The organism is Shewanella sp. UCD-KL12, assembly GCF_001957125.1.
Classification (GTDB): domain Bacteria; phylum Pseudomonadota; class Gammaproteobacteria; order Enterobacterales; family Shewanellaceae; genus Shewanella.
The window spans coordinates 33,057-56,070 of sequence record NZ_MPHJ01000019.1 but is presented as its reverse complement, the minus strand read 5'-3'; the positions used below and the strand labels follow the sequence as shown (position 1 = coordinate 56,070).

Sequence of the window (23,014 nt, the reverse complement as noted above, 5' to 3'; positions counted from 1 at the left end):
CGCCCCTTGCTAAGCGATAGAAAAGTTTATATGTAGTTATACTTTTATCAAGGGGCAGCCAGTAGGTAGCACCAAGTTAATCGCCTCTGGGATAACCTTAACAGTAAGCTTGTTGGTTGATAATGGCTCACCATCGAGGTTGATAGGCATTACTTCTGCTGATTGCCATGTTGCAGCTGTAGCTTGATGGCGTTTTACATATTGACCATTTTGGATATCATCATTGATTAGCTCATTTATAACTAAGCTTAATTCACTAGCGGGGAACTCTTGTAAAGAGACGAGCTCTAGTAATCCATCATTGATATAGGCACTTTTAGCTAACTCTTGCCCACCACCAGCCATTCGTCCATTACACACGGCGCCAAACAGTACTTTTCTGTCATAATTTTGCCCCTCTATTGAAACTGTTCCAAGAAAAGGTTGAAAGTTAAGAGCCTGAATTAATCCGGTTAGCGTGTATGCACCACCGCCAAGAAAGTTTTTTAACTGTACAGGAGTCGTTGCGGTAACTTGAGCGCCGAACCCTCCAGTCGCCATATTAATAAAGTACTGTTCATTAGCGCTAACAATATCTATCGGCGTCGCTTCACCTGTTGCGGCAAGCTGCAAGGCGGCTAAAGGTTGATTGCTGATGGTACAAGCTGTTGCAAAATCGTTTGCTGTGCCTAAAGGAAGTATTGCAAGTTCTGGTCTGGATGCCAGCGGAGATAGCATTAAAGCATTAGCGACTTCGTTAACCGTTCCGTCTCCACCACCTGCAATAATACGATCGCAACCGTCAGCAATAGCTTCAGCAACTAACCGCTCAATATCGCCCGCTTCCCAAGTGACCCTGACTTCGAGAAAGTGCCCTTGAGAGCGAAGGGAGTATACTGCTTGTCTAATGGTATCTAATCCTGCTTTCTTACCATTGAGTAGTAATCTGATTTTCATGTTTAGGCTCTATGGGGGAGTTGGGATTAATAGTACTTGAGTTTGTAGAGTGTTGCAGCCCTAAGTGAGCTCCTTTCAGAGGTTATGGCTTTACATCAAAATTTGCTATCGCATTTTATGGTAAGATAATCGGCTTGAGATTGAGCGTATAGCCAAGTTCCCCCTCTTTTCTTGGAGGCCATTTTTCATTGATGGTAGGGCTAGCCAGTCAACTATTCACCCGAAATGGAGTGGTCTTTATATTCGTAGAACCGGATATGTGAACATCATAATTTATGAGTTTTAAATCAAACAAATACAGTATTGAATCAACGGATTATCAAATCGGACAAGATAATACCAATAAGTTGGGCATGGATGTTCACAACACAGTTTTTACTGCCTCAGTCGGCCTATCTCTTCTATTTATCGTCACCTTATTAGTCCTCTCGCCAGCAGACGCAAAAGCCGCCATTGACTCTGTTAAGGGGGCGGTTCTCTCTAATTTTGATTTCCTCTTTATGTGGGGGGCAAATCTAATGCTTTTGCTCGCTATCGCTATCGCATTTTCACCTTTGGGGAAAATTCGTTTAGGCGGTGATGGCGCAACAGCTGATTATTCCATGTTGTCATGGATAGCTATGCTATTTGCAGCAGGAATGGGGATCGGGTTAATTTTTTGGGGAGTGGCAGAGCCAACGGCTTTCTATACTAACTGGTTTGGTACGCCGTTAAGTGCAGAGCCTTTCACACCAGAAGGGCGTGAAGCAGCATTAGGCGCAACAGCCTTTCACTGGGGCTTACATGCGTGGGCGATTTACGGCATGACAGCACTTTGCCTGGCCTATTTTGTGTATAACAAGGGGTTACCTTTATCAATGCGCTCTGTGTTTTACCCTTTACTAGGCGATAGAGTCTGGGGGAAAACCGGTGATGTGATTGATGTACTGACCGTACTGGTCACCTTGTTTGGCTTAGCCACATCACTTGGCTTAGGTGGGACACAAGCTGCCAGTGGTATTAGCCATGTTTTTGGACTTGAAAATAATATTATCCTTCAGCAGGGCATTATCGTACTCATTATGGGATTAGCGATTTTCTCTGTACTGCGCGGCATGGATGGAGGCGTTAAGCTTTTAAGTAATCTAAACATGATTATTGCGTTTGTTTTCCTTGGCTTCATTGCGGTATTAAATTTCACTACAGTGCTTGATTCAATGGCCACTGCTGTTTCTGGCTATGTGAAAAACATCATTCCTTTAAGCCAAGCTTCAGGTCGTGACGATACGACATGGTTACATGGTTGGACCGTATTCTATTGGGCTTGGTGGGTCGCGTATGCACCCTTCTTTGGTATGTTTGTGGCCCGCATTTCCAAAGGGCGTACAGTTCGTGAGTTCCTACTGTGCGTATTGGTCATACCTACAGTCGTCACCACAGCTTGGATGTCTATTTTTGGCGGTGTTGCTATCGAGCAAGTGATAGATAAGGTCGGCCAACTGGGTATCGATCAGGGGATTGCTGACGTCTCTCTCAGTTTATTTTATATGTTAGATGCTTATCCGCTCGGCAATATTCTATCGGTTATTGCTGTCGCACTGATTATCGTTTTCTTTGTGACTACGTTAGATTCAGGCTCAATCGTCATTGATGGTATGACTGCGGGTGGTAAGTTAGAAGTGCCAGAGCGCCAGAAAGTGGTTTGGGTGGTTATCTCAGGTGCTATCGCTATGGTGATGTTGTGGATTGGCGGCACTCAGTCAATTCAAGCTCTGCAATCGATAACTATCATAGCCGCACTGCCTTTCACTATCATTTTGCTTTTAGGCTGCGTGAGCTTGATTAGAGGCTTACTCACTGAAGTTGAACAAACCAAGGTAACCAACAAAGTCAATTAAGCCGGCTAGTTCCGGCTGTTAACTTATCTGAGCCGGCCATATGGGCTTTGCTGCGACATCTGATGCAAATGGATTTGCATCAGATGTTATGCAGCAGAAGTTTACAACCGTTCTGCACTCGGTGAGTAGCTACTTGGCAGTTTGTTTGAAGGTTATACTTTCATTGTTGTCTATCGCCTGCAGTGGGCGCTCTGCGATTTCAAACAACCTCCATGTTTAACTGCCAGTTCGACATCCTGTCTCTCGTTCGAAGAGTATCACGTAGTGATACCTCACCCTGAAATCGAAGTCCTCGAACTTACTTACACCCGTTTATCTATCTCTTCGATTGAAGCTTTGTTGGTAACACGTTTATGCCCCAAAGTGAGCTGTGGCCAAACTGCGTTTGTAAAAGATGATTAGACTTCGTTTAAAAACTAAAGTCGCGGAATTCTATTCCCAGAGATATCGGTCTGGCGACCGAAGTAAGTCGCGGGTTTTCCACCCACACCCGAGGCAAAGGGAGGTCAACAGCAACCCCCCTTTACCATCTCATCAAGTTAAGAGTACGTGCCAGAGTATGTCCCTATACAAAGCCATTTCGACAATCCCTGTCTCTCGCTCATAAGCTCAATCATCGTTGATGATTATTCACCCCATTGAAGTTGTGACCCTTGCGCTTATGGATAAATAGCTAACACTTCCGATGGAACATCCTGTCCCCCGAAAGTTAGCCAGACATCCATGTCTGGCTTACGCTATGTATTCCAATGCCCTACGGCAACTCCCAAGGGGGACTTGTAGTAGCTTCTGCCTTCAATCTCAATACAGGTAGAGAGCTTTGCTCTGTATTGGAAGCAACTGCTCTAAGCTATTTCTGTCCAGAAATTAGTTATGAACTGTAAATCCCAATCGAAGAAATAAATACTCAGGTGTGAACGCGGCTGTGACCTTCGGTTTCAGGGATGAAACCGCAGAGCGCCCATGGATGGGTTCACAGCGTGTCACGGAAGTGTTTGCACTTAAGCCCACGGCAGGTGATAGATAAAATTGAAGTAAAATGGTTCAGTTAGCGAACCAAATATCAAACCTGCCAAATGAACCCAATAAAGATATTTGAAACTTGTTATCTGACAAGTAAACACACTTTTGTCCAAAAATTACTTAGTGTTTCTGTAAAACTCCAATCGAAGAGATTGATAATCCGATGTAGATGCGGCTGTGGGCTTCGGTTTCAGGGTGAGGTATCACTACGTGATACTCTTCGAGCGAGAGACAGGATGTCGAACTGGCAGTTAAACATGGAGGTTGTTTGAAACCGTGGAGCGGTCATGGAAGGACTATTATGAAATCAAGAGCCAGCGACCCACAGAAGTATCTACATGTGGGCATGCTGCAGGCAATAGATAACAATGAAGTTGTGTTTACCTGAAAATAACCAAATACAAATTCAGCCCAATGAACCCAACCAAAAAGATATTTCAGCCACTTGCTATCTGACAAGTGAACTCTGCTTGCTACAAAGCAGATAACTTTGCGGCTGCTTGCAGCAAGGTATCATCCTCTTTGGCGAAGCATAAGCGGATGACTTTATCACCTGGGGCGGTTTGGTAGAATACGCTCAGTGGAATTGCTGCTACGCCTATATCTTTGACTAAGTATGCGCAAAACTCCATGTCATCGAGCGATGATATCTCTGAGTAATCTAGCAGTAAAAAGTAAGTACCTTCACTGGGTAAAATGGTGAAGCGGCTCGTTTGTAGGGCATTAACCAGTAGATCTCTTTTATGTTGATAAAAGGAAGCGAGTGCGGTGATGTGCTCACTCTCTTCGGCCAGCATATCGGTTAATGCCAATTGTGCAGGGGTGAAGCTTGAAAAGGTGACATATTGGTGAATCTTTCTAAACTCTTGTGTCAGAGCCTCGGGCGCGATGCAGTAACCCATTTTCCAACCTGTACAATGGAAGGTTTTACCAAAACTGGCGATAACAAAGGCGCGGGAGAAAAGCTCTGGATCGCTTAATACACTAATATGCGGCGTCCCTTCAAACGCGATATGCTCATAGACCTCATCGCTTATCAGCAGTAGTTCATGCTTGCTCACCAGTGTTTTCAATTCATCAAAGTCAGCCTGTTTTAAAGTCTTTGCGCTTGGGTTGTGGGGCGTATTGATAATGATGCCGCGGGTTTTATCTGTAATCGCTGCTGCGACCAGTTGCCAGTCGATAGCATAATCTGGCGCTTGCATGGCGATATGTACAGCACGGCCTCCGGCCAATTCAATTGCTGGTTTATAGGAATCATAAGCTGGGTCGAAGATGATAATCTCATCTCCTGGATGGGTAATGGTTTGTATGGCGACAAATAGGGCCTCGGTCGCGCCAGAAGTCACAGTCACTGTATCGAGTGGATTGATATCCGTGCCATAGGTTCGCCCTGTGAGAGCGGCGATTTGAGCTTGAAGCGGCGCGAGTCCAGATGAGGGCGCATATTGATTAAAGCCTTGCTCACAGTATTTGGCTAAGCCTTGTTTCAACCGTTTAGGGGCATCAAATTCAGGGAAACCTTGAGAGAGGTTAATAGCATTGTATTGATTGGCCAGCCCCGTCATAGTGGTAAATATACTCGTGCCAAGGTGCGGTAATTTACTGCTATGAGTTAACGTTTTCAATGGGCTTTCTCTCTATGGGCAATGACACTATTTAGTGAGACTTTACATCTCTTTATGATCTCATCATATTCTAAATTAACATTATTTCATATTAGCCAAATAAGCTAGCCAGTAATACTGACTTAAGCTCCTTGTATTTAGTACTCTGAAGCTTCTTACCTAGCCCAAAACTTTTAAATCGTAGAGATGAATAACCTGATGTAGCTGCAGCTGTGGGCTTCGGTTTCTAGGTGAGGTATCACTAGGTGATACTCTTCGAACGAGAGACTGGATGTCGAACTGGCAGTTAAATATGGAGGTTGTTTGAAACCGCAGAGCGTATAGGGATACTTCTTATGAAATAAAAAGTCACAGCGTTCCACAGAGGTAGCTACATGTGAGGTCACTCATTCACACCTGACCCATAGGGATATGGGGAATGTCTTGAGATGCCGGGAGCATCTCTGACCGTGTGAGCGTGACATTCGTAAATCCATTTACAGCACCTGCTGCAAGCAATTAATAACAGTAAGGTCATGGTACTAGGTGAGTTAACCAAACATCAAAACCGTCCAAATAACCCAACAAAAAAGATATTTGAAACTTGTTATCAGGCAAGTCAGCCAATTTAGCTTGAAAATGCCTTAATCGCCTGGGCCAAGGCAAACAATCCATTGGTACGAGAGGGGCTGAGCTGCCCTGTTAAACCTAGCTGTTCGAAATAAGCGTCTAAATCGAAGGTGGCTATCTCTGCAGCGCTTTTTCCCTGACAAGCAGTCAGCAACAATGCCACTAACCCTTTTACGATCCGAGCATCACTATCGGCAATAAAGTAATGTTTGCCTTCTATCTTTTTGTGATAGAGCCAAGCGTTGCTTTCGCAGCCTCTGACTTGTGCCACTTCAACGCGAAACTGCTCATCAAGCTTTGGCAGAGTCTTGCCAAGTAACATGATTTGACGATAACGCTCTTGCCAGTTACTGGCATTTTCAAACAGCGGCAATATCTCACTGCTATCGAGATTTATTGCTAGGAATGCTTCGGTAGTGGGTTGTGTGGCTTGACTCATCTGGTTACCTAAATGGTGTCGCTAATATGGTTATCAAAAATGTTGGAGGCGATATGTTTTACAGCTTACAGTTTACAGCTAGAGGCTGCGCCTCTAGAGCAGCATCTCTTTTACTGATTTTAGTGCTTCGATAAAGCGTTCGATATCTTCTTGATTGCTATATATACCAATCGATGCTCTGCAGCACCCTTTCACGCCTAAACTTTGCATCAGTGGCATAGCACAGTGGTGGCCACAACGAACGGCTACCCCTTGTTGATCGAGTAAGATCCCCACATCTTGGTGGTGCTCATCGGCTAAGTTAAATGCGACCGCACCTATGTTGTCTTCATGAGCGCCATATAGCGTGATATCGCCTAAATCTTTAAGTTGTTGCTGCAAGTTGCTAAGCAACTCTTCCTCTCTTTGCTGTATCTCTGTGGTCGGTAATGAGCTGATAAAGTTTATCGCTTCGCCTAGGCCGATAACTTCAGCAATTGGCGGGGTACCTGCTTCGAGTCTATTGGGTAAGATATTAAATTCTGTCGACTCGAAGCTGACGGTTTTTATCATCTCACCGCCGGTAACCATAGGGGATAGGGTGTCGAGCTGGTCAAAACGGCCATAGAGTACACCTATGCCAGTTGGGCCATACATCTTATGACCAGAGAAAACATAGAAGTCACAATCTAGTTGCTGCACATCCACTTCAAGATGAGCAATGGCCTGCGCTCCATCGACTAAGGTGATGGCACCTGCCGCTTTAGCTTTTGCGACTATACGCTCAACGGGGTTGCGGGTACCTAGTGCATTGGATACATGGCTCAAGGCAACAATTGCGGGGCGCTCTTTTAGTTGTTGATCGAAAGCGAGTTCATCGAGGCGGCAGTCATTAGTTAATGGAACCGGTTTTACGATGGCACCTGTGCGTTTGGCTAGCTCTTGCCAAGGAACTATGTTGGCGTGGTGAGCGGCGCTGTCGACTAATATGATGTCGCCAGTTTTTATCTTGTGGCTTAATCCATGAGCGACCATATTGATTGATTCGGTGGTGCCATGGGTAAAGATTATCTCTTCACGGCGACTCGCATTGATAAAGCATTTTAGCTGATCTCGAACCGCTTCATAGTGAGTCGTAGCACGTGATGACAGCTGATGTGCTGCGCGGTGAACATTGGCATTATCTTGAAGATAATACTTGTTCATCGCCTCTATCACCTGCTTGGGCTTTTGGCTGGTGGCTGCAGTATCAAGGTAACTGAGTGGATACCCATCTAGTGTTTGCTCCAGTGCAGGAAATTGAGCGCGCAGTTGGGTGTGATCCATGTTTTTATCCACTAGTTTATTCAAAATAAAAGGCAGGACGATCTTCGGAGATCTACCTAACCAATGCAAGTTGTTTCCCCGCTTATTGGTAAATGATAAAGGCAAAATAATTTTATCGAGCGAGTATCCGTAGCAATAAGCGTTATTTTTGAGCAGGTTCGCTAATAAGAATTATAATCTTAGTCATTGGTAAGTATTTATTTAATATCAAGACCTTTTATACAAGGAATGTCTTAGTGAGTATTCGTCTTAAGTTGAGTCTGCTATTGGCAGCTTTATTCTGTACGGCTATCGTCAACTCCATTTTTACCATTCTGTTAGAGGGTTATGGTGAAGAGAAATTAAAGTGGGTCAACCACACTCATGACGTCATTATCGTCTCAGAACAGTTTTTAGGAGCGATGAAAGATGCAGAGACGGGTCAGCGTGGCTTTCTGTTAACGAAGAATACTGCCTATTTAGAGCCATATCATACAGGGGGTTTAGCCGCGAAAAAGTATATTGCAGAGCTTAGGCTACTCACCGTCGATAATTCTGATCAGCAAGCTCGAGTTGTCGAAATTGAAGACAAGATGAAGCTAAAGTTTGCTGAACTGACTCAAACCGTTGAACTTGCGCAGATGAAGAACCTTGAGGCCGCCTTAGATATCGTAGTGGATAATAGAGGCAAGCTGTATATGGATCATATTCGACAACTACTCTCCAGTTTTATCAATATAGAGCTTATCTTGCTGGAACAAAGAAAGGGCGACTATAGCAAGTATAGGGCGCAAATAACTACACTGATGGCGGTAGAGTTTATGGTATTCATTGTGCTTGCACTTTTCACTGTTGTCTTTTTACAGCGGGATCTTTTTGCTCCATTAAAGTTACTGTTAAAAAGCGCCAAAATTGTTGAAAAAGGCAAGCCTTTGGTCATTGAAGATATCATTGAAAAAAATGAGATGGGCCATCTTCTTTCGACCTTTTATAACATGAGTGACAAGGTGTTTGAACGTGAGCGTGAGTTATCTCACCAAGCGGAACATGATCAATTAACAGGTCTTAAAAATAAGAGCTCTTTGAGTGAAGATCTTAATGCTATGCTCCAGCGTTGTAGGCCTAAGTCGATGATGACTGCGGCCATTTTTATTGATCTTAACTTGTTTAAACAGATTAATGATAATTATGGTCACGATGTGGGCGATCTTATGTTGCAGGAAACGGCTAGGCGTATAAGTTCTTCTGTTAGCCATAGGGATAGTGTGTATCGGTTTGGTGGCGATGAATTTTTGATTTTAGCCTCTGATATTGAGCACAACTGTGATATTCAAAGCCTTATCAACAGAATTATATCTGCCTTTGAGGCACCTGCGGTGATTAAAGGTACTGCCATGACTATTTCTGTCAGTATTGGTGCGGCTGTAGCCCCAATAGATGCATTAGATGGTGAAACGTTAGTCAGATATGCTGACATCGCCATGTATAAAGCTAAATTAGACGAGGGCTCAAGTTATAGGTTATTTGAGCCCACTATGGTGCAATCCAGTAGTAATAATGAGTAAAGGGCAGTCGACATCACTAGTTGCAGTTAACTAGTGATGTGAGCGACAGACTTGGTGGTTGACCATTTATGGGCAAGGCAGGCGATAGATTTGTGCCAGCTCATCGAGCCTTAACATCAGTTCAGGGCAGATAGATGTGTTGATTGAGTCAATATTTTCTTTAAGTTGCTCAAGGTTGGTCGCCCCAATGATGTTAGAGGCGACAAACTTCCTTGATGTGACAAACGCCAGTGACATTTGCGCAGGGCTGAGTTTAAACTCTCTTGCCAGCTCAACGTAGGCCTGAGTTGCTTCGAGCGCTATCTGAGTGCCTGTGTAGCGGGCAAAACGCTTAAACAGGGTGAGTCTAGCGCCTTCTGGCCACTGGTTATCTAGGTATTTACCCGATAAGGCACCAAAGGCGAGAGGTGAATAAGCAAGTAGAGGAACCTCTTCTCGGTGGCTGATTTCTGCCATGCCTACTTCATAGCTACGATTAAGCAAGTTATAAGGGTTTTGTACACTTACGACTCTTGGCAAACCGTGTTTTTCAGCGAGTTGTAGATACTTCATCAAGCCCCAAGGGGTTTCATTAGACACGCCTATGTAACGAATCTTTCCTGCAGTAACGAGTGATGCAAGTGCTTCTAACGTTTCAATGATTGGGGTTTGCTTTTCGTTGTCATCAATCTGTTGATAAGAGAGTTCACCGAAAAAGTTAGCATTTCTGTCTGGCCAGTGGACTTGGTAAAGATCTATGGTATCTATCTGTAGGCGTTCTAAGCTGCTATCTACAGCCTCGTGAATGTTACGCCAATCTAGTGCCATATTAGGGCGGATAAAGTCACTCTTGGGCCCAGGGGCGGATACTTTAGTCGCAATGACTAAATTGTCGCGCTTGCCACTTTGCTTTAAATAGTGACCTAAGATCCGCTCGGTTTCGCCCTGGGTTTCGGCTTTTGGGGGAACGGGGTACATTTCGGCGGTATCGATAAAGTTGATACCTTCACCGATGGCATAATCGAGCTGACTGAATGCTTCTGCTTGTGTGTTCTGTTCACCCCATGTCATGGTACCTAAACAGAGTTCGCTAACTTCTAAGCTGGAATGTGGTATTCGACGATATTCCATAAGATCTCCACTGTGTATTTAGCTTGTTTACTTTGGCTCAATGCCGCGCTCACTACCTTTTGAGGCTAACAAGCTTTCAAAGGAAAGACTAGGGAAAAGATAGACGCTAGGGTTTGATTCGCTGAAGGATAAGATTTTCTCTTACCAATAGCCTAAAGGGCGTCATCATTGCTTTCCCTGCGAAGTATCTGTTAGCAACTTATGCTAGCCACTTATGTTAGCCACTTATGTTAGTAACTTATGTCAGTAACTTATGTTAGTCACTTTGTTGCGTCGTTTACCTTTTAAGCGAAGCGTCGATCTAATTGAGCTTGCCGTCTTGGATTGTCGATGAACTCTATAGCTTTAACAACATTGGCATTTCGCAGGCATCATGGCCAGTATTGCCCATATGTGAGTCTATGTGTTCAAATCCCATCGATTCATAAAGCTTTACAGCTTCATTTAAAGAGGCGGTAGTTTCGAGATAGCAGGCTTGATAACCCTGCTCACGGGCAAATTTTAGTGCAATAAAAGCGAGTCGTTTGGCAAAGCCTTTGCCGCGCAATGCTTGGCTGAAATACATTTTTTGTAGTTCACAGACCTGTTCATCATTATTCACTTCACTATTATTTACTTCACTATTGTTTGTCGATAGCTTGGCAATTCCACCACCGCCGAGTATCTCGCCCTCCTTCTCTATGACCCAATACCTAGCTTGTTGGCTTTGATACTCTTGGGATAGCTTATCTAAACTTAGATCTGCGACACCATAGCCTTTATCGGCTGTTAACCCATATTCAGCAGAGACCTCTCGAATGACATTGGCCATAGCCAAATCATCATCCGCTGTAATTTCACGAATTTGATAATCTTGTTGCAGTTGCGCCCGCTGTATCGCCTTATGGTAACGACTGAGCGCTAGCTCTATCTGATCGGTTTCATCTGGAGATAGCTGAGACAATATCTGTTCGAATATGATGTTCTGTTGGCGATCTAACTTCTGTAATAGCCTTCTGCCCTGGGGGGTGAGTTGAGCGAGTAAGCTACGGCAATCTCTGGGATTGCTTTTGGTTTCTGCAAAGCCTTTTTCCACAAGGTGAGTGGCTGCTCGACTGGCATTAGATTTATCGACATTGAGCTGTACTGCTAGCTCTTTAATAGAGATGGCACCATGACTTAATTCAATAAGGGCATGAGCTTGAACTGGAGTAAGGGGGAGATCACCACATGCTGAGTCTAATACACCCAGTTGCCTAACTATTTTTCTTGAAACAGCTCTTAATTCTGAGCCTTGTTGGCTGTATCCGTTTTGACTTTGTGGCATATCTGTACCTTCTGGTGTTACGGTCATTTTTAGCCATTTTCTTTAAGACTACAGGAAAAGAACTTGGTCAATAATAGTTGCGAGTTACAACTAACTTAGGGGGTTATAACCTAGATTGCAAGTGATAGCAGATTAAAGTGGTGAATTTTGATGGAAGGGGAGACAGGTATACCTATTCATTAACCGCCATTTAGTCTTGAATATATTAAGATTATCTAACTTAAGCTCATAAGTTACAGAATGCAAGCAACAGCTAATGTAAAGCAGACAAGAGCCACTACTTGCATCGTTCTAGTATTGAGTGGTTAATCCTCATAAAGCTCAGGATTGAGTATGGGGGCCATTGCCAGTATGAGCGCCTGAGTGTAGATGCTTTCTCTGGTAGCGCGCCCATGGGTTAATAAGCCGATAGCCCCACCTTTTTGTTTTATGTTCTGAGTATTAAATACCCTATCCATAACATTGCCCAACTCTTCGCCCTCGGTCAGTGCGTTGTAGATAGAAGGTGGCAGCGGGAGTAAAGCACTTCGTCCAACACTGAGCTGGTTTTGGGTGGCAATGACAGTGTAAGCAAAGGTGGCTGGCCCATGTTCAAACAGATCGACTCCTCCCTCCATGGCGACAAAGAGCTCACATGTTTTTGAATCTGTCTGTGTTGAAAGGCTTTGACAGTATTTAACTCGATTGACTGCACCAATGCGGGTCTCAGTATCTGTCATAGGTTGTTCAGCGACACCTGAAGGTGCGTCGACACCTTTACATTCGATTTCAATTTCAGGAAAGAACTGACTTATAGCCTGTTTTGCGGCATTGATTTTGACTGGATTCTTAGATCCAACTAACAGAGATATTTTGTTGGAGCTTGCAATGTGATTCATAGTTCTCGAATGTCATCTATTTGGCTTGTGGTGATTATACCTAATTTCATTGCCGTGAATGGCCAGTATTTGCGCTTATGCAGATAAAAATTGAGGCTATTTAGGTAATAAAATTACATTAGCTCTGCAGGCGCAGTTGACCAATATTTGCCTCAGCTTTGTATCTTTAATGTTTTATTGAGGCGTGCTCAGCAATGAAAAAAACTAATGTATGACCTGGGTCACTATGGCTTAAATGTAAAACGTATAGTGGATCACACCCCCAATTTCTCATTTGCCTAGGGATAAACACTGTGATCTAGTTCAATCTCTGGCATTGAATTGTAAGTCAACCTCTCAAATATCTGGCTTTGTGTGACAATGCGCTGCGCGAGCTGGTTCTGGTTAATTTTTTGAATATCACCGCAAGGTAATATATGTGTTCTTGATGTTAATTCAAGGTTCGCTTTGGTTGCAAAGGTGCAATCAGGATGAAGATTTAGCGCATGATAAATTAGACATTGATCCCAATATGAGCGAGTTCTGAAATTTGATTACAAAACCCCGTTCTAGATCAATTTTTCACTCTTTGAGATCTATATTCTGAGCCTGAAATTTGCTCTGACTTCGAAGATAAAAAGTTTTTTGAAGTTACTGTTTATACCTCAAAACCAAAGGTGTTATTAACACCTCAAAGGTAATGTTTATGCAAAATGAAACAAGCGTCTCTCCTGCCAACTCTACTGACTCCCAAGTAACGTCAACGGCTAGTCAAGGCTGGACTCGTAAAGATACAACTTGGATGCTGAGTTTATTTGGAACCGCTGTAGGTGCCGGTATCCTTTTCCTCCCAATTAATGCAGGCATGGGTGGTTTTTGGCCACTGGTGATGATGGCACTGATCATTGGGCCAATGACTTACTTAGCACACCGTGGTTTATCCCGTTTTGTTTGTGCTTCTCAAAAGCAGGGGAGTGACATTACTGATGTGGTTGAGGAGTATTTTGGTGTTGGCGCCGGTAAGGCCATCACTGTTTTGTACTTCTTTGCTATCTACCCGATTGTTCTTATTTATGGTGTCGGAATAACCAATACTGTCGATAGTTTTATTGTTAACCAGCTTGGCTTTGCATCGCCTCCACGCTGGATCCTTTCAGGCTTACTTATTGTGGCTATGATGTCGGTGATGGTGTCAGGTGAGAAACTGATGCTAAAAGTGACTCAGTTCCTCGTGTATCCATTGGTGGCTATTCTTGCGTTCATGTCGCTATATCTCATTCCTAGCTGGAAGACAGATGCGCTACTTCAGGTACCTCAAGCTGGTGAGTTCTTAGGTACGGTATGGTTAACGATTCCGGTATTAGTTTTTGCCTTCAACCACTCTCCGGCTATTTCGCAGTTCTCTGTTGCCCTGAAGCGTGAGCATGGACAAAATGCAGCAAAGAAAGCTGATGTGATTTTGCGCAATACCACTATGATGTTGGTTGGTTTTGTGATGCTGTTCGTTTTCTCTTGTGTGCTTTCATTAAGCCCTGCACAACTAGCAGAAGCTAAGGCGCAAAACCTACCGATCCTCTCTTACCTTGCAAATGTTCACGCGAGTGGCTTCGTCAGCTACTTCGGCCCAATTATCGCTGTGATTGCGATTGTATCTTCTTTCTTCGGTCACTACATGGGTGCGACAGAAGGGATGAAAGGTATCATTACCAAGCAGCTAAGAAGTAGTAAGAAAGACGTTTCAGGTAAGCAAGTCGATAAGTTCATCTTAGGCTTTATGTTTGTCACTATCTGGGGCGTTGCGGTAATTAACCCAAGTATTTTAGGTATGATTGAAGCGCTTGGTGGTCCAATCATTGCGGCAATCCTTTATCTAATGCCTATGTATGCAGTTCATAAAGTACCCGCTCTTAAAGCATACCGTGGTCGTATCAGCAACATCTTCGTTGTGATTGCTGGTCTACTTGCAATGACTGCTATCTTGTTTGGCATGTTGTCGTAAGGCTGGTTAACCCCGCTCCAATAAATCGTTGTTTTATGGGTCAGCAGACTAATCTGCTGACCCTTCCTCATGTCAGCTCCTCAATGGATTAAGAGGTAAATATGTTTAGCGCATTTGATATTTTTAAGATAGGTGTAGGTCCATCGAGCTCACACACTGTCGGGCCGATGAAGGCCGCAAAAGAGTTCGTCGATGAATTACGTCAGCAGGGCAATTTGACCCAAGTGACTCATATGAGTGTCGATATTTATGGCTCTCTGTCGTTAACTGGTAAAGGCCACCATACAGATATCGCTATCTTGATGGGTCTAGGTGGAAATAGCCCTGAAAGTGTTGATATTGAGTCCATTCCTGAGACGATTCGACAGATTGAGCAAACAGGCCTGTTATATCTGGGCTCTGAGTCTCATCAAGTTCAATTTCCTGAAGGCTCTGTGACATTTCACCAGCATGCATTACCTTTACATGAAAATGGTATGTCTATTCATGCTTATATTGATGATAAGTCAGTACTGAGTAAGACCTATTACTCTACGGGTGGTGGTTTTATTGTTGATGAAGAGCACTTTGGTTTAGCTGCTGCTAACGAAGTGATTGTGCCATTTCCATATTCTTATGCTTCAGAACTCCTTGAGAGCTGTACTGAAAACGGCATGAGTATTAGTGCGCTTATGATGGAAAATGAGAAAGTATTCCATAGTGAAGCTGATATCTATAAAGGCTTTGGGGCTGTATGGGATGTGATGAAAAGTGGTATCGAACGAGGTTGTCGAACTGAAGGTGTGCTTGCAGGACCTTTGCGAGTACCAAGACGTGCGCCAGCACTTTATCGTCAGCTGATGACAAATGAAAGACTCTGTTCAGACCCGATGGCTGTGGTTGACTGGGTGAATATGTTCGCCCTTGCTGTGAGTGAAGAAAATGCCGCCGGTGGCAGGGTTGTGACGTCACCGACCAATGGGGCTGCAGGTATTATTCCTGCGGTAATGGCCTATTACGATAAGTTCATTCAACCTATGGGTGAGCAGGAGTATACGCGTTTCTATCTAGCCGCAGCTGCAGTTGGTTCGTTATACAAGCGCAATGCATCTATCTCTGGAGCCGAAGTGGGCTGTCAGGGAGAGGTTGGCGTGGCATGCTCAATGGCTGCTGCAGGTTTAGCTGAAATCATGGGCGCGAATCCTTCTCAAGTCTGTATTGCCGCTGAAATAGGCATGGAACACAACTTAGGTTTAACTTGTGATCCTGTCGCTGGCCAAGTACAGGTGCCTTGTATCGAGCGAAATGCGATTGCAGCAGTTAAAGCGATTAACTCATCGCGGATGGCGATGCGCCGTAATAGTGAGCCAAGAGTGAGCTTAGATAAGGTGATAGCGACCATGTATGAAACGGGCAAAGATATGCACGTTAAATATCGTGAAACCAGCCAAGGTGGCTTAGCTATCAAGGTCACCAGTATCTGCGCTTAATCAGTGGATAGGGTAGACAGTGTAGAGAGAGGTCATCATTAGATGGCCTTTTTTATACCTAAGACATCAAGACATTAAGGCGTTAGCTGGTCAACCGTTGAGTTGTAAATGGGGCTTAGAGAAGGTGATAGCAAGGTATCTAAGCTATGAAACGGGCAAAGATATGCACGTTAAATATCGTGAAACCAGCCAAGGTGGCTTAGCTATCAAAGTCACCAGTATCTGCGCGTAAAGATAGCTGCGAGGGCGACCTTAGGTCTTTGAGGACGGCTGAAAGCGCCTTCGAGATCGTGACGTTGTCACTGCGAGGACGGCCTACGAGGAAAAGGTAAGTCAAAAGCGATAAGTTGTTGCTTGTTTCTTAGCTTATCCTCGTTTCTTACAGCGAAGCGCTCTAGCAGGGAACTTGTTCCCGTACTCGTAGTGAGCTTGCGAACGCCCTCGAAGCGTTCGCTCTCGCTATTTCTCTTCGTACATCAGGTAATAGCTTTGCTCCATACCTAACTTCTGATAAGTCTGTTGTGCTTTAGTGTTTTCCTGCTCCACATAGAGCCTGAAGCTTGCTGCTCCACCGTTATCTTTAGCGATGTCTTTTACCGCTTGATACAGCTTGCCGTAAATGCCTTGTCGACGGTTTTGGGGTCTTATATAGACACTTTGAATCCAATAGTAATCCAGCGCTCGCCAATCGCTCCATTCAAAAGTTACCATTAAAGATCCTGCAATCTCTCCGTCAATTTCAGCCACTAAGTAGAAGCCTTTTTCAGGTTGAGAAAGTAAGGTATTAACCCCTTTTGTTAGTTGCCGTGCATCTAGCGTTAAGTCTTCTGTTTCAAGCGCCATCGCTTGATTAAACTGAACGAGCGCATTGAGATCGGATGCTTGGCCTTTTCTTATTTTCATATCGACTCTTTTTCCACTGCCTGATTCTTAGAGTGATGCACTTTACCATTTTTCACCCAAGTCGTGGTTGGAATGTTTTTATCAGGAGGCGATCTTTTTATTCGACTAAAGTCTAACTCTGCTAGACTTTTTAGTAATAGGGACACCCAGAAGGAGAGACTTATGGCATCACAGCATTATAAATTTCGAGTTCATCGGCTTAGCGCTATTTCGGATCTGAAGTCTTTCAAGTTAAAAGGTAATCGCTCTGTTGATTGTTGCCGTGACATCCAGAGCCAGAGCGGAAAAGTGGTGAAAGAGGGGGACCTATTGCAAAGAGACGCTGCTAACGAGGCACAGTTTAACCCGGACGTTGAGGCTGATATGAGAGAACCTGTAGAGGAGTCGAATAAAAGTGCAGTAGAGTTAAATAAGCCTATTCATTTCATATTAACTTTGCTGACGTTTGGTGCCTGGGGAGTTGTGTGGTGGTGGTTAATTCTTAAATCTGAAGGAAAAACAGAACAACTTTTTCGAGGGTTTGATGATGCCTATTGGAGCTACCTTATCGAGCGAGAGCAACCGCCAGCAGCGCTACATAAAATGGAGATAGATAAGCGGGAGAAAACGGGTACGTTTGACGCGTAGTTAAAGTAGAACTGCGAATGAGAGATAAACAATCCATATTTTAAAGGGGGAAATATTATACTTTCCTTAGTGCTGCTCGCCTTTTTTTCGATTTGTTGACATAGAGGGCTGTCTATTTGAAGGGCATGATTAGGATCACTTCAGAGGCATAGTCGGTGTGCTAATCTCGCTTCCCGCTCGAGGTGAGGTAAAAATAACAAGATATATATAAGCCTTTCCCTTCAAATACGCTAAAAAAATAACGTTAAAACACGTCCCTATCTTTTATATTCAAGGTAAAAAAATGTCTGAACATAAATCGTCTGCTCTTGGCCGAATCTGGTCAAAATGGATGTCTGTCCCCCTTTGGCTTCAAATTCTTATCGGTATGCTGCTAGGTATTACTACAGGGCTAAGTTTGGGTGAGCAAGCTGTCGTATTAAAGCCTTTAGGCACTCTGTTTGTTAATACTATTAAGATGCTGATTGTTCCTTTGGTATTTTGCTCGCTGATTGTTGGTGTGACCTCGATGCAAGATACTGCACGGATGGGGCGCATAGGGTTTAAATCATTCGCTTTCTATTTAGGGACGACATCAATTGCTATTACGCTTGGCCTTGCCGTTGGTCATTTTATGATGCCAGGTGCAGGGCTTGGGATGCAGGCCGACCCTCTTGCTGCGGCTGCAGTAAAAGAAGCGCCAACAGTAATGGAGACCTTGATAAACATTGTTCCTACCAACCCTATTGCAGCACTAGCGAGCGGTAAGATTTTACAAGTTATTGTGTTTGCTGTAGCACTTGGTATCGCACTGGTTCTTATCGGAGAGCGTGGCAAACCAGCAATTAAGGTGTTTGAGAGCTTAGCTGAAGCTATGTATAAGCTAACCGATATGGTAATGAAGTTAGCGCCTTATGGGGTATTTGGCTTAATGGCTTGGGTCGCTGGTGAGTATGGTATTGAGATGTTAATGCCATTAATCAAGGTGGTCATTGCCGTCTATATAGGCTGTTTCCTGCATATTGTGGGCTTCTACAGCATAGTGCTTAAGTTGTTTGCAAACCTAAATCCTGTGCAGTTTTTTAAAGGGATAAGTAATGCGATTGCTGTGGCTTATACGACATCGAGCTCTGCTGGTACCTTGCCTGCGAGTATGAAGTGCGCCAGTGAGTCGCTGGGGATCAATAAGAGGATTTCAAGCTTTGTTTTGCCTCTGGGGACGACCATCAATATGGATGGCACAGCTTTATATCAAGGGGTGACAGCGTTATTTGTTGCACAAGCTTTTGGTATCGATCTGACTTGGGTTGACTACATCACGATTATTCTTACCGCGACGCTTGCTTCGATCGGTACCGCAGGAGTACCTGGTGCTGGTTTAGTTATGTTGACCTTAGTGTTAACAACAGTCGGTCTTCCACTTGAAGGGGTTGCATTGATTGCTGGTATCGATCGTGTATTAGATATGGCACGTACAGTCGTGAATGTCTCAGGCGATCTTGTAGCTACAACGGTTATTGCAAAGTCTGAAGGGGAGCTTGATGAAAGCCACTTTAATGCTAACTCGGAAGATAGTGCTGCGATAGTCGCTAATTCAGCTGCAGAGCAGGAGTCGACGAGACAACAAACTAGCTGAGTAAGTGAAAGCTAGCTTGTGATGTAAAGATCTGTACCTGAAAAAGTGGGTTTAGGGCAGAGAGTAAAAAACCGCTGAAAAGCGGTTTTTTTATTTAAATTTTGCTCATTATAAAGAGTGTTTTTCCTTCACTATCATTTAAGCGAAGCTTGCCCTTTGAAAGCTGGAGTGAACTGACTTCTGGCATATTGGTCATCACCTGCTGCTCTTGAGCCATTAATGCATCAACACAGGCTTTCATTGTGCTTCCTGCTGGGGTTAAAGAGATTGATGAACCTTCGACTATGTAGCTGCCGAAGAAATTATTGCAGCTGTTATTACCGCTGAGTTTTCCATCTTCGCTAAAGATGAGCTGAGCAGGGCTGTAGTCAATCACAGCTTTCCCCGCTATAGCTTCTATTTGCCATGTGCCAGTAAGTGCAATTTGCTGCTCCTTTGGTGGTTCATTCACTGTGCTTTGACAAGCGGCTAAGCCGAAAAGAGATGTCGCGATTAAGAAAGATTTTAAAGACATGGCTGGGATCCAAGTAAGTTTATGCTTATATTGTGGCAAGTTTACGGCAAGATAAAAAGCGATAACGCGATATTGAGGGATAAAGTGTAATGAAAGCATTAAAACTATTGCATTGGCTGGGCTTCTTCATGCTTTTGGCTGGAGTTGTTGGTTATCTTTTTACAGATATAACATTAGAGATTACTGGCATGGTTGCTGTTTCAAGCTTAATAGGGCTTGGTTTAGTGTTTATCTCTCCCTTTCCTATTGTGCTCTTTGTACAGTGGGCAAGAGCACAAGAGAAGCAGTAACTCAGATTACCGTAAGCTTTCAGGCAGCCAACTAGTTATTGTGGCTTATGGTTATTTTGTAGCTCAAGACGGCTAAGGTTTAAACTTTCTCTTGCCTGGTTTTGCATTGGATCTAAGCTAATTTGGATATCTGGAGCAAAGTAGCTCTGCCCTGTGATCACTTTTACCGCTTTGGCTTCTTTAGCGAACTGTTTTTTCAAGCGAAGAACCAGCGCATCTAAATTTGACTCATTGTCGATGAAGCAGAGGATGATGAATTGGTTTTCACTAATTCTGGCCGATACATCTGCATCTCTTAAACTGTTATGAATGATTCTAGCGAGTAAGCGTAATTTTGTTTCCGAGTTAACTTTGTTTGGGCTGTCGAATATCGCTTCAACCATAACGATTCCCGCATGGGATCCAAAGCGTCGACTCAAGCTGAGCTGCCTAGGCGCCATTAAGCTAAAGCCATACTTATTCAGCATGCAGGTATGCTCGTCTTGAACCGATAACATCTTTACTTGATTCATTAAGAACAGCTGCTTCAACTCTGATTGAACCAACGAGCGGGTTGTTTCAACTAATGGCCGTAATTTATCTCTAAACTTCTGCTGGTTTGGATTGCAGATAACAACGCAGCCAAAGAGCTCACCATCGGGCCAAAATATGACTTCAACCAATACCTGCCTAAATTGAGATAGTTGGCCGCTAAGAGAAGCGCCAGTTGTAGTGAGGAGACCTACACCATTGTGGGTTTCAATCATGGCTAATAAATTTTCATCAAGGAAAATCAAGCCACCTTTAAGACCAAAATCTTGGCTCTGTTGACTCGACACAATTTGAAAGTTGCTGTTATTCACTTGCAAGATTGCACTGATATCAGAGCGGTAAAAGTTGCTTAACAACTCTACCTGTTGTTGCCATCTATGTAGGTTGATTGCAGCATGGTCCTGCTCCCTAAGCCAAAGAGTGTCTTGTTTGCTTTGGGGTAACATAAATCATCTCACTCTTAGGTTGAAGTCAAAGGGGATTAGCCACTGTTTTAAACAACAGCAGGTTTTGTAACACCTGTTAATACAATTAGTATACTGAGTTTTATAGGTTAGAGAATATCTAAACACGGTGATTTTAAAGAACAGAGTGTTCGACTATTACTATTTGAGTATAAGTCGCCATCGTTTAGTGAAATACATGGCTAGTTCTTGAGAACTTTAAGCCTTAAGAAGCTGACGCTTCTTGTTCGCTTTCTTGCTGCTCTAGCCTCAGCTGCTCAAGCTTAAGTTGTTCAGACTTTAAGCCTTTTTTAGACTCTTCTAACATAGGGGCTAATTTTACTGTTGAGTCAGGAGTGAAGTAGTTACAACTGGAATCAACTTTGAGTTGTTCGTTTTGTTGAAAAATCAGCTTGTCGACTCGCCTTCCTATGTGTAACAGATCTATTTCAGAATCCACGAAAACCAGCACAACGAACTGGTTGTCATTATAGTGAGCGGCGATATCTGCAGTTCGTATTGTATCTTGGATAATATTACCAAGTAACCTATGGTGCTTTTCTTCAATCATTTCGGGGGAATGTACTGAATAGAGTTCGAAAAATATTACACCTGCGTGGGCACCAAAGCGGCGACCTAAACTGAGTTGCCTAGGAGCCATCATAATAAACCCATATTGATTGAGCATTCCTGTCTCTCTGTCACGCATAGAGAGGGATTCAATGCGTTGGGTTTGGCAATAAAGTGTCAGTTCCTGCTGCAGTAATACTTGAAAAGGCTCTAGCATAAAAGAGTTACTAGCAGATGAGGTTATTTTGGCATTAAGAACACATATACACCCAAAGTGAGCCCCATCAGGCCAAAGAATTGGCCTAGTTAACAGGTTGTTCGCTTGAGCTAGCTCTTCAGGTAGTGGGTGCGAGCTATGTTGAGATAGGTCGATATTGAGACCATCAGGAAGTGAGTGAACTAAATGCTGAAATAACAGGTTATCTTTTTCAAAGCTTGTGCCTGTGGTGAAGAGCCTAGAGTTGCTTATTGAGCTGACTATGACCTCAAAATGGCTGCCTGTTTCCTGAATGATAAACACGACATCAGCTTCATAATAACGCTTCATTAATTCACATTGGTGCATCCAACGAACTAAGTTGAGCTGAGTGTTATCACTCTCAAGTAAACTAATACTTGTATCGACGGTTTCAGGAAGCATGGGAACCTAATGCATAGTCATCTCAATATCTGCTAAGTGTGGTAGCCATCCCGGTTTTATGCAAACAATTGCCATGGTTATCGCTGTTTCAAGCATTATTGAACAGTAACTTTTATATCAATTAAGTATATAATTCAGGATCTATTATTATCTGTTGAGTTATAGCTAAAGCATGAATATAAGGCCTGCCCACCAAGGGGATCTTCAACAACTTGTTGATTTGGAACAGATGCATCTTAATGATGAGCTAAATGCTGGAGCGCAAACGTCTTTAGACGGACAAGCCTTTGGTAAGGCTGAGTTAAAGCAGCTTATTGAGCATCATTGGATATGTGTTGCCGAGTCAGATGACACTGCATCTAGTGAAATAGTCGGTTATGTTTTAGCTGGAACTTGGTCATTTTTTGAAAATTGGCCAGTGTATAGAAATATCCTCAATAAATTACATCAGTTTAGTCTCGATAATACTCAGCTAACTAAGAAAAACAGCTGCCAATATGGTCCTATCTGGATAAAGCAGTCGTATCGGGGCCAAGGTCTGTTTAAATTGCTAGTCAATGGAATAAAAAAGCAGATTAACCCTGAGTATCGATACATGGTTACCTTTATTGCTGAAGATAATATGGCATCATTTTCGGCTCACACCAATAAAGCTTCGATGCAGGTGTTAGACTTTTTTAGTTTTGATGATAGAGATTATTATTTACTTGCAGCGTCAACGGATTAATCACAAGCCTGAGAGTTGAGCACTAAGTCACTGCATTGGTGAATCGTTATAG

General features: G+C 43.5%; 20 protein-coding genes. 9 read left to right on the top strand and 11 right to left on the bottom strand.

The annotated features are described in order from the left end of the window. Positions 1-36: 36 nt before the first annotated feature. Positions 37-936, bottom strand: coding sequence for a lipid kinase YegS (gene yegS, locus BM736_RS21890; protein WP_076416230.1), 900 nt, complete (start codon positions 934-936; stop codon positions 37-39). Between the two features lie 275 nt (positions 937-1,211). Here yegS and BM736_RS21885 point away from each other — a divergent pair, with 275 nt between their 5' ends. Beyond that, positions 1,212-2,813, top strand: a complete 1,602-nt coding sequence (locus BM736_RS21885; protein ID WP_076416228.1) for a BCCT family transporter — start codon at positions 1,212-1,214, stop codon at positions 2,811-2,813. Between the two features lie 1,496 nt (positions 2,814-4,309). Here the strand turns inward: BM736_RS21885 and BM736_RS21875 are convergent. The 3 genes from BM736_RS21875 to BM736_RS21865 form a co-directional block, all read right to left on the bottom strand. Continuing rightward, positions 4,310-5,464 carry a methionine aminotransferase gene (locus BM736_RS21875; protein WP_076416224.1) on the bottom strand — a complete coding sequence of 385 codons (1,155 nt, stop codon included), beginning with the start codon at positions 5,462-5,464 and terminating at the stop codon, positions 4,310-4,312. Between the two features lie 607 nt (positions 5,465-6,071). Further along, a complete protein-coding gene (locus BM736_RS21870) occupies positions 6,072-6,512 on the bottom strand; it encodes a SufE family protein (protein ID WP_076416222.1) in 441 nt (146 codons plus the stop codon). 93 nt (positions 6,513-6,605) lie between these two features. Beyond that, the gene (locus BM736_RS21865) at positions 6,606-7,817 is read right to left on the bottom strand and encodes a cysteine desulfurase (protein ID WP_076416220.1); all 1,212 of its coding nucleotides are present in this window, start codon (positions 7,815-7,817) and stop codon (positions 6,606-6,608) included. A gap of 236 nt (positions 7,818-8,053) precedes the next feature. Here BM736_RS21865 and BM736_RS21860 point away from each other — a divergent pair, with 236 nt between their 5' ends. After that, on the top strand, positions 8,054-9,361 hold the full coding sequence (locus BM736_RS21860; protein WP_076416218.1) for a diguanylate cyclase domain-containing protein: 1,308 nt from the start codon (positions 8,054-8,056) through the stop codon (positions 9,359-9,361). A 66-nt stretch (positions 9,362-9,427) separates the two neighbouring features. Here the strand turns inward: BM736_RS21860 and BM736_RS21855 are convergent, their stop codons facing one another. From BM736_RS21855 to yjjX, 3 genes are all read right to left on the bottom strand, one after another. Continuing rightward, complete coding sequence (locus BM736_RS21855) at positions 9,428-10,471, bottom strand: NADP(H)-dependent aldo-keto reductase (protein ID WP_076416215.1); 1,044 nt, start codon at positions 10,469-10,471, stop codon at positions 9,428-9,430. Between the two features lie 337 nt (positions 10,472-10,808). Further along, positions 10,809-11,804 carry a GNAT family N-acetyltransferase gene (locus BM736_RS21850; RefSeq protein WP_372828710.1) on the bottom strand — a complete coding sequence of 332 codons (996 nt, stop codon included), beginning with the start codon at positions 11,802-11,804 and terminating at the stop codon, positions 10,809-10,811. A gap of 278 nt (positions 11,805-12,082) precedes the next feature. Then, positions 12,083-12,655, bottom strand: coding sequence for an inosine/xanthosine triphosphatase (yjjX, locus tag BM736_RS21845; protein WP_076416213.1), 573 nt, complete (start codon positions 12,653-12,655; stop codon positions 12,083-12,085). Positions 12,656-13,340: 685 nt separating this feature from the next. Between yjjX and BM736_RS21840 the strand changes: the two genes are divergently transcribed. From BM736_RS21840 to BM736_RS25465, 3 genes are all read left to right on the top strand, one after another. Then, complete coding sequence (locus BM736_RS21840; protein ID WP_076416210.1) at positions 13,341-14,633, top strand: aromatic amino acid transport family protein; 1,293 nt, start codon at positions 13,341-13,343, stop codon at positions 14,631-14,633. Positions 14,634-14,734: 101 nt separating this feature from the next. Continuing rightward, complete coding sequence (locus tag BM736_RS21835; RefSeq protein WP_076416207.1) at positions 14,735-16,102, top strand: L-serine ammonia-lyase; 1,368 nt, start codon at positions 14,735-14,737, stop codon at positions 16,100-16,102. 97 nt (positions 16,103-16,199) lie between these two features. Next, complete coding sequence (locus BM736_RS25465) at positions 16,200-16,334, top strand: hypothetical protein (protein ID WP_256717984.1); 135 nt, start codon at positions 16,200-16,202, stop codon at positions 16,332-16,334. A 227-nt stretch (positions 16,335-16,561) separates the two neighbouring features. On the opposite strand, the gene BM736_RS21830 is transcribed toward BM736_RS25465, so the two are convergent. Then, positions 16,562-17,005: a GNAT family N-acetyltransferase gene (locus tag BM736_RS21830; protein WP_076416204.1), complete on the bottom strand. Its 444-nt coding sequence runs from the start codon at positions 17,003-17,005 to the stop codon at positions 16,562-16,564. 363 nt (positions 17,006-17,368) lie between these two features. On the opposite strand from BM736_RS21830, the gene BM736_RS25460 reads away from it, so the two are divergent. Both BM736_RS25460 and BM736_RS21820 read left to right on the top strand, forming a co-directional pair. Next, positions 17,369-17,632, top strand: a complete 264-nt coding sequence (locus BM736_RS25460; RefSeq protein WP_076416309.1) for a hypothetical protein — start codon at positions 17,369-17,371, stop codon at positions 17,630-17,632. A 283-nt stretch (positions 17,633-17,915) separates the two neighbouring features. After that, positions 17,916-19,247 (top strand): dicarboxylate/amino acid:cation symporter, encoded by a 1,332-nt coding sequence (locus BM736_RS21820; RefSeq protein WP_076416201.1) that lies wholly within the window; start codon positions 17,916-17,918, stop codon positions 19,245-19,247. Between the two features lie 94 nt (positions 19,248-19,341). Here BM736_RS21820 and BM736_RS21815 read toward each other — a convergent pair whose 3' ends face one another. Continuing rightward, complete coding sequence (locus BM736_RS21815) at positions 19,342-19,761, bottom strand: META domain-containing protein (RefSeq protein WP_076416198.1); 420 nt, start codon at positions 19,759-19,761, stop codon at positions 19,342-19,344. Positions 19,762-19,850: 89 nt separating this feature from the next. Between BM736_RS21815 and BM736_RS21810 the strand changes: the two genes are divergently transcribed. Next, on the top strand, positions 19,851-20,051 hold the full coding sequence (locus BM736_RS21810) for a hypothetical protein (protein ID WP_076416195.1): 201 nt from the start codon (positions 19,851-19,853) through the stop codon (positions 20,049-20,051). Positions 20,052-20,086: 35 nt separating this feature from the next. Here the strand turns inward: BM736_RS21810 and BM736_RS21805 are convergent, their stop codons facing one another. Then, positions 20,087-21,028: a GGDEF domain-containing protein gene (locus BM736_RS21805; protein ID WP_076416193.1), complete on the bottom strand. Its 942-nt coding sequence runs from the start codon at positions 21,026-21,028 to the stop codon at positions 20,087-20,089. A 223-nt stretch (positions 21,029-21,251) separates the two neighbouring features. Continuing rightward, complete coding sequence (locus tag BM736_RS21800) at positions 21,252-22,235, bottom strand: GGDEF domain-containing protein (protein ID WP_076416190.1); 984 nt, start codon at positions 22,233-22,235, stop codon at positions 21,252-21,254. Between the two features lie 172 nt (positions 22,236-22,407). Here BM736_RS21800 and BM736_RS21795 point away from each other — a divergent pair, with 172 nt between their 5' ends. Then, on the top strand, positions 22,408-22,962 hold the full coding sequence (locus BM736_RS21795) for a GNAT family N-acetyltransferase (RefSeq protein ID WP_076416187.1): 555 nt from the start codon (positions 22,408-22,410) through the stop codon (positions 22,960-22,962). Positions 22,963-23,014: the final 52 nt, after the last annotated feature.

Excerpts from the sequence above, each read along its gene's own strand:
- yegS (WP_076416230.1), bottom strand. The coding sequence starts at position 936 with ATGAAAATCAGATTACTACTCAATGGTAAGAAAGCAGGATTAGATACC.
- BM736_RS21885 (WP_076416228.1), top strand. The coding sequence starts at position 1,212 with ATGAGTTTTAAATCAAACAAATACAGTATTGAATCAACGGATTATCAA.
- BM736_RS21870 (WP_076416222.1), bottom strand. The coding sequence starts at position 6,512 with ATGAGTCAAGCCACACAACCCACTACCGAAGCATTCCTAGCAATAAAT.
- BM736_RS21865 (WP_076416220.1), bottom strand. The coding sequence starts at position 7,817 with ATGGATCACACCCAACTGCGCGCTCAATTTCCTGCACTGGAGCAAACA.
- BM736_RS21855 (WP_076416215.1), bottom strand. The coding sequence starts at position 10,471 with ATGGAATATCGTCGAATACCACATTCCAGCTTAGAAGTTAGCGAACTC.
- BM736_RS21850 (WP_372828710.1), bottom strand. The coding sequence starts at position 11,804 with ATGACCGTAACACCAGAAGGTACAGATATGCCACAAAGTCAAAACGGA.
- yjjX (WP_076416213.1), bottom strand. The coding sequence starts at position 12,655 with ATGAATCACATTGCAAGCTCCAACAAAATATCTCTGTTAGTTGGATCT.
- BM736_RS21840 (WP_076416210.1), top strand. The coding sequence starts at position 13,341 with ATGCAAAATGAAACAAGCGTCTCTCCTGCCAACTCTACTGACTCCCAA.
- BM736_RS21835 (WP_076416207.1), top strand. The coding sequence starts at position 14,735 with ATGTTTAGCGCATTTGATATTTTTAAGATAGGTGTAGGTCCATCGAGC.
- BM736_RS21830 (WP_076416204.1), bottom strand. The coding sequence starts at position 17,005 with ATGAAAATAAGAAAAGGCCAAGCATCCGATCTCAATGCGCTCGTTCAG.
- BM736_RS25460 (WP_076416309.1), top strand. The coding sequence starts at position 17,369 with ATGAGAGAACCTGTAGAGGAGTCGAATAAAAGTGCAGTAGAGTTAAAT.
- BM736_RS21820 (WP_076416201.1), top strand. The coding sequence starts at position 17,916 with ATGTCTGAACATAAATCGTCTGCTCTTGGCCGAATCTGGTCAAAATGG.
- BM736_RS21815 (WP_076416198.1), bottom strand. The coding sequence starts at position 19,761 with ATGTCTTTAAAATCTTTCTTAATCGCGACATCTCTTTTCGGCTTAGCC.
- BM736_RS21810 (WP_076416195.1), top strand. The coding sequence starts at position 19,851 with ATGAAAGCATTAAAACTATTGCATTGGCTGGGCTTCTTCATGCTTTTG.
- BM736_RS21805 (WP_076416193.1), bottom strand. The coding sequence starts at position 21,028 with ATGTTACCCCAAAGCAAACAAGACACTCTTTGGCTTAGGGAGCAGGAC.
- BM736_RS21800 (WP_076416190.1), bottom strand. The coding sequence starts at position 22,235 with ATGCTTCCTGAAACCGTCGATACAAGTATTAGTTTACTTGAGAGTGAT.
- BM736_RS21795 (WP_076416187.1), top strand. The coding sequence starts at position 22,408 with ATGAATATAAGGCCTGCCCACCAAGGGGATCTTCAACAACTTGTTGAT.